Genomic DNA, 12,266 nt, shown 5'->3' on the forward strand with positions numbered 1-12,266 from the left:
TGCCAAAACATTTTGTTGCATTTACAATATAATTTCTGATAGATATAATAAAGTGAAACTTCCTTCAGGGGGCCTTTTCTCCACTGAAGGTTAGTTGAACCAATCGGGCTTTTATGGACAGTTGATCTCCGACCTGCTTCTCGGTTTTCTACGCTTTTTTCAGTTGGCGTCTTACTGTCCGTTAATGCGGGCTAAGAGTACTTGACAATCTACTGAAGAAATGGAGTTGTTCTAAAATGGGGAAAATCATCATTGACGAAGCGTTTTGGGATGTCTTTCCGGGAGCGCAGCTAAATATATTGGTCATCACCAATATTCAAAATCACTGTTCTAAGGAAAAGCAGGCTTACTTTGCTGAACTCTTGAAGGATGCATCAAATGAAGCCAAGCAGTATTTAACCAATGAGACATTCAGCCAAAACACTGTTATTGATGAATGGCGAAAGGCCTTTAGCCAATTTAAAACTAAAAAAGGAGCCCGCTCCTCAATTGAAGCTCTTCTCAAGAGGGTCAACCAAGACAGGGCGTTCACCCCCATTAACCCTTTAGTAGACATATACAACAGCATTTCACTCAAATATGCGGTACCATGCGGCGGCGAGGATTTGCAGCTCATCAGCGGCGACTTGCATCTCGGCAAAGCTAAAGGGGGAGAATCCTTCCTTCCGTTAGGCGCTGACCAAGATGCCCCTGCACTGCCTGAAGAAATCATTTATTACGATAATGAAGGGGCCATTTGCCGCTGTTTAAACTGGCGTGAAGCACAGAGAACTATGCTCACCGAGGAAACGACCGATGCTGTCCTCGTCATTGAATCTACTAATGAAGACCAGGCGCTGCGGGCTGAGCAGGCGATGAAAGAAATGAAAGTGCTAATGAATTCCTTCTTCCAAACTGAATGCGTGATTACAACGCTGTCGAAGGATAATTCCTGCTTTGAATATTGAAGATAGGTATAGAAACTGATAGGAACATTCCATAGATAGGATGTCCCTATCAGCATATTTGGATTTCGATGAATAGCCGCATTTTACAATATCCTTCATCTTCGCCCCGCCTAGCTCTGCTCCCCTCTTTCCGATATGGTCAAAACGCCAAATAAACTCACGCATTGTTCAATTTACCAGTTCATTTTTGACATATTTTATGGTATGGTTTGTAAAGACAGCTTCATATATAGACTCGTAAACTCATCAAATGATTCTATTTGAATTTGACCAGGGATTTGAAGGCCCTGCTTGCAGCAAAGAGATTTGAAGGAGACTGCTCCTTAGACGATATAGAAAAACTCTTGCGGACCAAGGGTTTTTTCTTTTTTCTCGGCTTGGATTAATCCTTTCACCTGGATCCTCCAACGCCTAAAACTGGTCCATGATAATCCGACACCAGGCCCTTCATTACTTGCTGATGGCTCATTTAGCTTTTAATGATGTGAAGAAATCACGCTAAGTACAGCGGTGATTGTATGGTCTTCAAGTTAGTGATGCACCTAAGAGGGGATGATTTGTATGAAATACTTACTAATTAAAGCACTGTTTCTATGTGCCATGTTTTTTGTCTTTTATCAAAATCTGTCACATGTTTATGCTGCTGAGCAAACAGGGAAGATTGCCTTTGATCCGGTTGAAGCTGTGCTCGAAGTGTCTGTCATGACAATTTTGACAATCATCGTACTCGTCGTTGAACCGAAGAAAGGCTAATAAACTTTATTTAATAAATGAAACACAGTCTGAATGATGCAGAGACTGTGTTTATTTTTTGCAGCAAAAAAGCCGTCCCATTATGCGACAGCCTCTTCCTTTGGACATTTGCCCCTTTATCCCATTACAACACTTACAACCAGATAGACAACCAAACAGAGTACAATGCTCTTTATGTACATGCCTGCTGCTTGTTTAGCTGACTCTACCTCTTCTTGTTTACTCATTTTGATTGATTGGATGGACCCATAAAAGATCCCGGTCATAATGGCAATGATCATAGGAATCGTATTCATGCATGCAGCCTCCTCTAAACTATCCTACCATATCTATGGGGAAAGTTTTACTGAAGCGGCTCCTCCTATTTCTTGACGGCTAACCGGTATTTTTCTCCCTTTTCGATTTGGGTAATTTGTGAATCATGGATTTTTATTTCAACCTTTCCGTAATCTATCTCTATGAGGAAACGAATAATCTGCTCAATGGCTGCTTTATTGGCCTGTTCTTTACGAGACATTTATCCCCGCCCCTTTCCAATTGTTTAGATTCACCATCAACTCCTTCATTCTCGTCATCAATCTGGCTTCAGCCTCATCGCTGATGGTGAATTGATGATTGCCTATCCTCTCAATTTGCTGGTCGACTACATAAACACCCGATATAAACTGGTTTGCACCAAGTACTGATAAGACAGGCTTTAAGGCATATTCAATAGCTAACAAATGGGCAGCCGACCCTCCTATCACAAGCGGAAGTATGATTTTATTCTCCAACCCTTTCTGCGGAATAAGATCTAAATAAGTTTTCAAAATGCCGGAATAGGAAGCCTTATAGACTGGCGTCAGCACAATGACTCCTGCAGCCTCCTGCAAACGTGCATTGGCTTCCTTGATCACTGGACTGGCATAATTGGCTGAGAGAAGATCCTCAGACGGAAGTTTATGAACATCAATTATCCCGTGGCTGATTTTTTCCTTTTCCAAGAAAGATACGGCAAATTGAAGAAGTCCATTCAATCTTGATGATGAATTGGGTGCTCCATTAATGAAGACAATTGTTGCCATTCAATCCCTCCTAAATAGATGTACTCTTCAAGGAATACTCCCTTGATTTCTCTTTGTCCTTACCAAGAATATGGCTGCGTATTTTATTAACAGTTTCCACGAATATAGGATGATCACGTTCTCTTGGATAAGGAAGATGAATGGATTGCACGAGTCCGATACGCCCATCCTCAATGATGATGACACGATTGGAGAGCGCAACAGCCTCTTCCACATCATGTGTGACCAAGATCGCCGTAAATCGCTTTTCCTGCCATAATGCCTCCACCAGCTGATTCATCTCGATACGCGTCAGCGCATCCAATGCACCAAGGGGTTCATCGAGCAGCAGCAATTCAGGCTCATGCACGAGAGCTCGAGCAAGTGCGACACGCTGTTTCTGCCCTCCTGAGAGTACCGAGGGAAAGGCTTCAGCCCGCTCGGCCAGTCCAACATGAGCGAGAAGCTCTTTCCCTTTATGGCGCTCATTCTTCTTAAGACCTAAGGTGACATTATTAAGTACGGTCTTCCAAGGCAGCAGACGACCATCCTGAAACATGATTTTAATTTGGTCGCTCCGTCTGCTAACAGGCTCCCCGTCTATATGTACATCGCCCTCTGTTGGTGATTCCAATCCGCCAATCATACGAAGCAGCGTGCTTTTACCGCAGCCGCTCTTCCCGACAATGGCAACGAATTCACCTCTTTGTACCTTAAAGTTCAATCCGTCCAATACTTCATGATTCCCATAGGCTTTCTTAGTATTTAATAATTCCAGCAGCGCCGCCATATTCATCCTCCTATCTTTGTAGATTGGGATTCCATTTCAAGAAACGCCTTTCCGCCAATTTCGCCGCATAATCCGATAGCTTTCCAAGAATGGCATATAGCAGAATGCTTAGGACAACAACATCCAGCTGCATGAATTCCCTTGCATTCATTGCCATGTAGCCGATACCGGAATTAGAGGCAATCGTCTCAGCAACAATGAGCGTGACCCAGGTAATGCCGAGTGCATAACGGACCCCGACCAGGATAGAGGCAAGCGCACCCGGAAAGATGACCTGGCTGAACAGGGCAAATCCCTTCAATCCGTATACCTTCCCCATTTCAATCAATCCTTTATCAACCGATTGAATGCCATGAAATGTATTTAAATAGATGGGAAAGAATGTCCCAAGAGCTACTAAGAAGATTTTTGCCCCCTCCTCTATCCCAAACCATAAAATCACAATTGGAATCAGAGCAAGATGCGGGATATTTCGAATCATTTGAATGGACGTATCAAATAGCGTTTCAGCCGTCTTGGATAAACCATTCCAAAGCCCGAGTAAAAATCCTATTCCTCCGCCGACTAGAAAGCCGATAGCCGCTCTCTTCGTACTAATTCCAATATGATGGGCAAGCTGCCCCGAATCCCACATGTCCTTTGCGGCCTTTCCAATATCGACAGGATTGGGCAGGACCCTTGACGAGATCAGCCCGGCAGATGAACATATTTGCCAGGCGGCAACTAGCCCTATGGGAAAAAGCCAAGGGGTGATATGATTGATTGCCTTTTTCATTCCATTCACCCATTCACCTTAATGGATTTCGGCGGCAGAGTATTGGCGACCATTTCCCCAAATGGAGAGACCATGGCCGGATTATTTCGGGTGCTCTTTTGCTCTAAATCAAGATGAGGGAACACAAGCTCTGCTACTCGGTAGCATTCCTCTAAATGAGGATATCCAGAGAGGATGAATGTTTCTATTCCTATTTCCTCGTATTCCTTCATTCTTGCAGCAACTGTCTTAGGATCACCGACCAAGGCGGTTCCAGCTCCCCCTCTCACCAATCCAACCCCTGCCCAAAGATTCGGGCTAATCTCAAGATTATCCCGCTTGCCATTATGCAATTCTGCCATCCGACTTTGCCCGACTGAATCGAATCGTGAGAAGACCTTTTGCGAAGCGGTAATTAAATCATCATCTACATATTTGATTAAATCCTCTGCTGCCTTCCATGCCTCTTCTTCTGTTTCGCGGACAATAGCATGGAGGCGGATGCCGAATTTAACGGTTCTTCCTTCCCGTTCTGCAAGTGAGCGTACCTCCTTGACCTTTTCTGCCACTTTCTCAGGCGGCTCCCCCCATGTCAAATACACATCAATATGCTTGGCGGCAACCTCCTTTCCAATTTGAGATGAGCCTCCAAAGAAAAGAGGAGGATATGGCGTCTGCACGGAAGGGTATAATAATTTCCCTCCATTGATATGGATGAATTCACCATCAAAGTCGGCGCTGCCATGCGCGAGCAGGTCTCTCCATACAGTCAAGAATTCATCTGTCAGACGATATCTGTCCGGATGCGATAGATGTAAGCCATCCCCAGCGAGCTCCACGGGATCTCCCCCTGTTACGACATTGATTAATAGACGCCCATCTGAAAGCCGATCAAAGGTCGAAGTCATCCTAGCCGCAACTGACGGTGAGGTTAGGCCGGGCCGTACGGCTACAAGAAATTTCAATTGGTTTGTAACGGGGATAAGTGCGGAGGCAGCGACCCAGGCGTCCTCACATGATGTCCCTGTCGGCAATAAGGCTCCTTCATATCCTAAAGTATCCGCCGCTTGGGCTATTTGCTTCAAATAGGCAAAGTTGACCTCTCTGCCGCCTGCCGTTACACCTAAATACCTTGAATCGCCATGTGTCGGAATAAACCAAAATACGTTCATTTCAAGCTCCCCTTTACGATTTATTGCGCAGCATCCTTCACATTAATTACTTTTGGAACCAGCTTCAGATTATAGAATTGGTCAGCGATTTTCTGCTGGTCATGGATTACCTCATCCGATACCTTCTGAATGCCAAATGGCCGCCTTTCTAACGTTCTGTTCAAAACCGCTAAATTCATCCCAATCTCGGGAGCCAAAAACTCAGCTGCTTCTTCTTTATTCTCCTGCACCCATTCCTCAGTCTCTTTAATCTCCTCATAAATAATGTCTAATACCTCCGGATGCTCATCAGCCAATTGCTTGGAAGAAAGGAAAAACTCCCTATTGGCGGCAAGGTCGGCCGCATCAGCAATGATACGAGCTTTTGCCGAGATTTCAGCATCCGCTAAGAATGGATCCCAAATGACCCAAGCGTCAATATCCCCTCTCTCAAACGCGGCGCGTGCATCAGCAGGAGGCAGGAAAGCCGTCTCGACATCGCTGTATTCCAGTCCGGCATCCTCCAATGCTTTTACAAGTAGATAGTGAACATTCGAGCCTTTATTCAACCCAATCTTCTTCCCTTTTAAATCTTGAGTACTCTTAATGGTTGAACCCTCCGGCACAATAATGGCCTCACCCTTGGCATTTGGCGGCTCATGGGCAAAGTAAATAAGCGGTGCTCCTGCAGCCTGGGCAAAAATCGGCGGTGCCTCTCCCGTATGACCAAAATCCACACTCCCGACATTTAACGACTCCAATAATTGGGGTCCTGCAGGAAATTCTGTCCACTTAACGGTGTACCCCTTCTCCAGAAGCGCCACATCCAAGCTTTCGTTCGCCTTCAAAATGTTTAAGGTGCCGAACTTCTGATATCCGATATGAATCACTTCCTCGGAATCCGCTTCCTCTCTATCAGTGTCAGTGCTACAGCCGGCCAGCAAAAGGATCAAGCTGATGCCAGCTAATGCTTGCGCAAATCCCCTCTTCATAACTCACCCCCTCCCCTATCATGGACATGGCCGCTCTCTCCAATAAAAATAAAAAGGCATAACCCTCTACAAATAAAGGATTATGCCTTCGGTGGTCCGATCGGCCAGTCATTCAATTTTCTGATTAATCAGAGTATAAAATATATTATTCCTATCTGTCAACTACAATTTAAATTTTCCCGTCGATCATAAAAAAGCATCCAGATGATTCTCATTCTGAATGCATTTGCTCACATGCCGCTAGAACCCTTTCACATTCCTTTACGGTCTGAATGATTTCTCTGAAGGAACTCCCGCCTGTCAGCTCCTGTGAATGGGCAAGATTATTTCGAAGCAGCTCAAGCTTATTGAAAAACCGCTCTGCAGCTGCCCGTGATGTAAAACCGAGATTTAAAAGCAGCTCCTTTTTCTTCACAATTAATGTTTTCTTGTCACTGAGCTGCAGACAGTCAAGAAGCGTTATCTCTTCATTTCGTTCCTTTCTCATTTCATATAAATGCTCAGCGCTTCTCAGCCGCTCCGTACTCACTTTCTCCTTCCAGGACAGATCCCGATAAACTTGTTTGACAACATAGAGAAGATGCATCTCCATTAAAGAAATGATTCCAAATAAAAGCATCCGAACCGGCGGCTTTTGCAGGTCTGCCAACGTAACAAGCCTAGTAACCTCATTTCTCTCAAGAATAAAGATTCGGTCAATATGCTCAAATAAATAGAGCAGATGAATTAATGGTGTAGATTCCGAAACAAGATCAGAGGGCTGAAAACGAATCATCGCGCTGCTCCCTCTCTCTAAATAGCCAATTACCCTGCCATTATCCTTTATACCAACGACATCAAAGCCGGTCTGCTCCATATAATTCAGAATATCATCCATCTTGCTGCCTGCTTCAAAGCTGACCAATTCCTCAGAAATATGGTTGACATGAATATTCTCTTCAAATAACTTCCGCAAGCTCTTATACGGGCTTGGAATAGAGGATTGTTTCTGATTCATCCCTCAATGCTCCTTTTATGTATGATTTTTCCTTATTCCCCTATCGTACTCCTTGGCCTGAATATTCGTAAACCTATATGCTGGATATTAAAAGGGAGATGCATGAAAGGCATCCCCCATCATTTACCCTTCTATCCCCTTCGACTCCTCTTTTCTGAGTTCTGTACCGGATGGCAAATGCTCTTCGTAGGATTGCCAGTAAACAGCCGCTACTAGGACTGCTCCCCCTATGGCATTGCCAAGGAATACTGGGATAAAGTTGCCGAAATACTCGCCCCAAGAAAAATATCCTTCAAAGATTGCAGCTGGTATGATGAACATATTTGCGACAACGTGCTGAAAACCGATAGCGACAAAAGCCATGATAGGGAACCAAATAGCAGCAATCTTCCCTCCAATATCTTCAGCCCCATAGGATAGCCAGACAGCAAGCCCGACAAGCCAGTTACATCCAACAGCCGAGATTAATGCCGGCCAGAAATCGGCCTCAAGCTTATGGCCAGCCGTATCAACAACCTTTTCAAGGAATGCTCCGCTTGATGTTAATTCCGCCAAATGCCCGAAGAAATAAGCAACGAAAAGGGCTCCGGCAAAGTTACTGAGAGTTATCCAAAACCAGTTATGAACAAGCCTTGACCAGCGTACCCTTCCTGTGAGGCAGGCCATTGGCACCGCCATCATATTGCCGGTCAATAGCTCACCGCCAGCAATCAAGATTAAGATAAGCCCCAAAGGGAAAACAGCCGCTCCTAAAAACGAACCAAAGGTCCCCCAATCCGACGGTAAACTTGCCGTCACACGGACAGATAATAAATACCCCGCTGATATGTATGCTCCGCCTAAAAATCCTAATAGCAGCATGCTTTTTAAATTCAAGCTCGTTTTCTTTACACCGGCTTCAACCGCATATGCAGCAATATCCTGCGGACTCTTATATGCCATGCTTCTTCCTCCCAAATCTAGTATCGTTCCTCTTTACCACTATTTGGTTAACCTTATCCCTCTAACCCCCATTTAATTATAACTATATTCCAATACAGTAAAAAAGGACTATTTTGTGAAATATTATCCTATTAAACACAAAAAAAGAGAGAACCCCATGACACGGTTCTCTCCTCATTCATTATACCGATTTCTTATTCTCAAATCCTTGAGCTGCATCAATAATCTTATCAAGCTTAATGATGCTTTTTCTTGCCTTTTCATGGTCAACTTTGCGGTAGTGGTGCAATCCGCCTTCTTCCTCATCCATCTCATCAGCCCATTTAACAATTTGCTGAAGGGGGGTGCGTACGATATCATTTGTGGGAAGAAAAGAGTCCGTATGGAATAGGATCGCTAGCGATACAGTCTTCGCCTTCACTGGATTCTCTCCAAGTCTGATTAATAATTTATGCGCCCTCTCAGCCCCTTTTATCGCATGAATATCGTTTTTGCGATAGAGATCATAATCCCACTTCCCGTTCCGGTACCAGGTGAAATGCCCCATATCGTGAAGTAAGCCCGCCTTAGCGGCCGCATCAACATCCTCCCCCTGCTCCTTCGCCAGGTTAAAAGCATGATAAGCTACCGCGATCGCATGAGCTAATCCAGAACGATTCAAGTACTTTTGTGCAATTCGATGTTCAAAAATATCTAGTAAAGTGACATCCCTCATTTCTCTCTCCTCCTTCAAAAAACCGAATATTTATGTGCGCTCATTTATATTAATGTGCATTATAGCACGCATGAGGTGTAAATTTAAAATAAAAACGTCGAAATGTGAATAATTCCCTGTATATAAATAAATTTAATATTTTATTAATATGAAACTCTCTTTATTTCCGTTAAATTATGTTGATATAATATTAATTTTGTAAGGAGGTATACATATGACTGGAACAGCTATAGTACTAATACCACCTCTTGTCATCATTATGCTTGTCCTTTTGACAAGGAGGGTCATTCCATCACTCGGCGTTGGAATTATTCTTTCATCCCTTATCTTCGAAAACTTTCACTTCGGCGATACAATCAAGCGGATTGGAAAAACGATTCTCCATCTTTTCTACGAGGATGGCGAAGTCGCAACCGGAAATCTAAATGTTCTTGGATTCCTTCTTTTGCTCGGAGTCATGACCGGCATGATTCATCTATTAGGCGGAGGAAGGGCATTCGGGGAGTTCGCTTCCAAAAAGCTTCATTCCAAAAGACAGGTAACAATGGGAACGGCTCTTTTCGGAATGACCATGTTTCCGGATGACGTATTCAATATGTTTACGAATGGACAAGTCTCTCGGCCATTATTTGACCGTTTCGGCATATCGCGCGAAAAACTGGCCTATATGATTCATTCCACCTCAGATCCCCTCTGTGTTCTGACACCCATCTCAAGCTGGGGAGCTTATATTACATCGATTTTCGCAGCCATCTTTGTGATGCATGATATGGATGCAAATCCGATTGTGACATTTGTTGAGGTAGGATTCCTGAATTTCTATGCATTAACCACTATTGCCCTTGTCTTCCTTGTTGCCTATTTTGATCTCCGTTTCTGGAAAATGCGAAAGGCTGAATCACATGTAAAGCCATACGATTCAAATGATTCACATCGTAAAGGCTCTATTTGGTCATTGTTCATCCCAATCATCGTATTAATGATCAGCTCTATTGGTTTATTAATATGGACTAGCTATCGAAATAGTGACACGAAAAGCATCGTTGATTGGTTCGCGAATGGCGAGGTCAGCTATTCCTTGCTTATGGGCGCTCTGGCGGCCTGCCTTGTAACATTCGTTTTCACAATCCGTACAAAACAGGTGAAATTGGTGCCACAGGCTCTCATCAATGGGATGAAGACAACCTTGCCTGCAGTCTGGATTCTCTTATTTGCCTGGATGCAGTCCGAATTAACCGGGTTATTGAAGACCGGGGAATACTTAGGCGGTATTATTGAGCAAACTAGCCTTTCCAGCTCATGGCTGCCGTTTCTCTTATTTATCCTGACGGGAATCATGGCATTCTCCACTGGAACAAGCTGGGGAACATTCGCAATCATGCTTCCAATTTCCGCTCAGATCGGTCTTGTCACAGGAGTAGATATCACCCCATTATTTGCTGCCGTACTCTCCGGGTCACTCTTTGGAGATCATTGCTCGCCTATTTCTGATACGACGACTGTTGCCGCATCAGCAGCCGGGTGCAATCATATGAACCATGTACTGACGCAAATTCCTTATGCGCTCACAGCTGCTTCGATTACGGCTGGAGCTTTCCTCTTCTATGGCCTGACAGGAATTTCATGGATTTCCTATTTATTCATCCTTCTTATGCTGACTGGCATTACCGTTATCTATCGAAGAAAAGAAGCAAAACAAACCGTTTAAGATACCTTCGCAAAGGTTCATCGAATGAGCTTTTTGCGAAGGTATTTTTTATATCATTATTTATCTGAAAATTGTACACAAATCACTATCACAACAGTTATACTTTAAGAAACATAATACTGTATCATGCATAGTATGTATCATAGGGGGTGCACAGATGAATACGTTGTTGAACTCATTAATGACAGAATTAAGGAGAGGGACATTAACATTGGCTGTTCTCAATCAGCTTCAAGAACCTCAATACGGCTATTCCCTTGTCCGTTCATTGGAACTAGCCGGAATCACGATTGAACAGAGCACCTTATATCCTTTACTAAGGAGACTCGAAAAGCAGAAGCTGGTAACAAGCTATTGGGACACATCGGAAAGCAGGCCGCGCAAGTATTATGCACTCAGCAAAGAAGGCAGTGAGTTGTATGAGCAATTGAAAGAGGAATGGCTTATCCATTCTAAACGATTGTATGACATGTTAAATGGAGGGGGAAAAAATGAATCTGATTGAGACGTATATACAAGAAGTCATTCGCCGGCTGCCTGAGAGAAATCGGGAGGATATTGCACTGGAACTCCGTTCAACCATTGAGGATATGCTGCCTGAGGATTATACGGAACCAGATGTAAAGGACGTGCTCACACAGATGGGAGACCCGGCCAAATTAGCAAGAGAATATCGTGATTGGCCGCAGTATTTAATCGGCCCTCGTTATTTTGAAAGCTATATGGCCCTTTTAAAAATCGGTTTGTCCATCGGGTCAGCCATAGCGCTGATTGCTTACCTTGCTCAGCTAGTTAACGGTTTTACAGGCGAGGAGTCTTTCTTAAGTCTCTTGTCAGCTATAATCATAGGTGCAGCAGGCTCAGTGATTGAGACGGCCATGCATGTGTTCTTCTGGACAACAGTAAGCTTTGCTGTTGTCGAAAGAATAGATTCTTCAAAAGGCGGACAGCCATTTATATATAAGAAATGGACTCCTGATGATTTAAAGGAAGTATTGGACCGGACAAAGGAACGAAAGATTTCCAATGTCGAAGTATTCGGCGGATTGTTTTGGACAGCTGTTTGGGCAACCGTTTATTATTATGCGGACCAATTAGTTGGAATCTATCACAGCGGCACAAATGGCCTGGAATTTATTACACCGATCTTTAATCAAGAGGTGCTTCAAATGTACTGGCCGGCCATCATCGCTCTCATCGCCCTGGAGATTGTCCTCTCCCTTTTCAAATGGATGAGCGGGAAATGGACAATAAAGCTAGCCGCATTTAATACGGTCCTTCAAATCATCACCACAGTTGTCTTCATTCTAATCGCCAATCAGCCTCATTTATTCGATGCTCAATTCATTGCCTATCTAGGTCAATCCTTCAATGAAGAGGTACGCACTTGGACGATCAATCTAGCCATGGCCCTTTTCTTCATGGGCGCAGCCTTTAATGTCTATGACGGCTTTCGGAAAGCCAAACGATAGAA

The 12,266-nt window shown here is 43.9% G+C and carries 15 protein-coding genes; 5 read left to right on the forward strand and 10 right to left on the reverse strand.

Translation table 11 applies throughout. The features are described 5' to 3' along the window. Positions 1-236 precede the first annotated feature (236 nt). Both ACY8DX_RS17755 and ACY8DX_RS17760 read left to right on the forward strand, forming a co-directional pair. The gene (locus ACY8DX_RS17755) at positions 237-947 is read left to right on the forward strand and encodes a B3/B4 domain-containing protein (RefSeq protein ID WP_462405709.1); all 711 of its coding nucleotides are present in this window, start codon (positions 237-239) and stop codon (positions 945-947) included. Positions 948-1,508: 561 nt separating this feature from the next. Beyond that, entirely contained in the window at positions 1,509-1,700 is a 192-nt protein-coding gene (locus ACY8DX_RS17760) for a hypothetical protein (RefSeq protein ID WP_049669743.1), read from the forward strand. Positions 1,701-1,816: 116 nt separating this feature from the next. Here the strand turns inward: ACY8DX_RS17760 and ACY8DX_RS17765 are convergent, their stop codons facing one another. The 10 genes from ACY8DX_RS17765 to ACY8DX_RS17810 all read right to left on the reverse strand — a co-directional run bounded on the left by ACY8DX_RS17765 (position 1,817) and on the right by ACY8DX_RS17810 (position 9,084). Continuing rightward, positions 1,817-1,996, reverse strand: a complete 180-nt coding sequence (locus ACY8DX_RS17765; protein WP_462405710.1) for a hypothetical protein — start codon at positions 1,994-1,996, stop codon at positions 1,817-1,819. 65 nt (positions 1,997-2,061) lie between these two features. Then, entirely contained in the window at positions 2,062-2,217 is a 156-nt protein-coding gene (locus tag ACY8DX_RS17770) for a YezD family protein (protein ID WP_082197002.1), read from the reverse strand. After that, positions 2,207-2,764 (reverse strand): NADPH-dependent FMN reductase, encoded by a 558-nt coding sequence (ssuE, locus tag ACY8DX_RS17775; protein WP_462405711.1) that lies wholly within the window; start codon positions 2,762-2,764, stop codon positions 2,207-2,209. Before ssuE ends, ACY8DX_RS17770 begins: the two co-directional genes overlap by 11 nt. A gap of 10 nt (positions 2,765-2,774) precedes the next feature. After that, positions 2,775-3,533 carry an ABC transporter ATP-binding protein gene (locus ACY8DX_RS17780; protein WP_462405712.1) on the reverse strand — a complete coding sequence of 253 codons (759 nt, stop codon included), beginning with the start codon at positions 3,531-3,533 and terminating at the stop codon, positions 2,775-2,777. A gap of 10 nt (positions 3,534-3,543) precedes the next feature. After that, complete coding sequence (gene ssuC, locus ACY8DX_RS17785) at positions 3,544-4,308, reverse strand: aliphatic sulfonate ABC transporter permease SsuC (protein ID WP_462405713.1); 765 nt, start codon at positions 4,306-4,308, stop codon at positions 3,544-3,546. A 5-nt stretch (positions 4,309-4,313) separates the two neighbouring features. After that, complete coding sequence (ssuD, locus tag ACY8DX_RS17790; protein ID WP_462405714.1) at positions 4,314-5,459, reverse strand: FMNH2-dependent alkanesulfonate monooxygenase; 1,146 nt, start codon at positions 5,457-5,459, stop codon at positions 4,314-4,316. A gap of 20 nt (positions 5,460-5,479) precedes the next feature. Beyond that, complete coding sequence (locus tag ACY8DX_RS17795) at positions 5,480-6,430, reverse strand: sulfonate ABC transporter substrate-binding protein (RefSeq protein ID WP_462405715.1); 951 nt, start codon at positions 6,428-6,430, stop codon at positions 5,480-5,482. A 211-nt stretch (positions 6,431-6,641) separates the two neighbouring features. Next, a complete protein-coding gene (locus ACY8DX_RS17800; RefSeq protein WP_049669741.1) occupies positions 6,642-7,427 on the reverse strand; it encodes a CBS domain-containing protein in 786 nt (261 codons plus the stop codon). 123 nt (positions 7,428-7,550) lie between these two features. Next, the gene (locus ACY8DX_RS17805; protein WP_462405716.1) at positions 7,551-8,369 is read right to left on the reverse strand and encodes a formate/nitrite transporter family protein; all 819 of its coding nucleotides are present in this window, start codon (positions 8,367-8,369) and stop codon (positions 7,551-7,553) included. 181 nt (positions 8,370-8,550) lie between these two features. Further along, positions 8,551-9,084: an HD domain-containing protein gene (locus ACY8DX_RS17810; protein ID WP_462405717.1), complete on the reverse strand. Its 534-nt coding sequence runs from the start codon at positions 9,082-9,084 to the stop codon at positions 8,551-8,553. A gap of 214 nt (positions 9,085-9,298) precedes the next feature. Between ACY8DX_RS17810 and ACY8DX_RS17815 the strand changes: the two genes are divergently transcribed. The 3 genes from ACY8DX_RS17815 (at position 9,299) to ACY8DX_RS17825 (ending at position 12,264) form a co-directional block, all read left to right on the forward strand. Beyond that, complete coding sequence (locus ACY8DX_RS17815; protein WP_462405718.1) at positions 9,299-10,792, forward strand: Na+/H+ antiporter NhaC family protein; 1,494 nt, start codon at positions 9,299-9,301, stop codon at positions 10,790-10,792. Between the two features lie 157 nt (positions 10,793-10,949). Then, positions 10,950-11,297, forward strand: coding sequence for a PadR family transcriptional regulator (locus ACY8DX_RS17820; protein ID WP_049669737.1), 348 nt, complete (start codon positions 10,950-10,952; stop codon positions 11,295-11,297). Then, entirely contained in the window at positions 11,284-12,264 is a 981-nt protein-coding gene (locus tag ACY8DX_RS17825; RefSeq protein WP_462405719.1) for an HAAS signaling domain-containing protein, read from the forward strand. Before ACY8DX_RS17820 ends, ACY8DX_RS17825 begins: the two co-directional genes overlap by 14 nt. Positions 12,265-12,266: the final 2 nt, after the last annotated feature.

The sequence above is a fragment of the Gracilibacillus sp. Marseille-QA3620 genome (genome assembly GCF_054950035.1).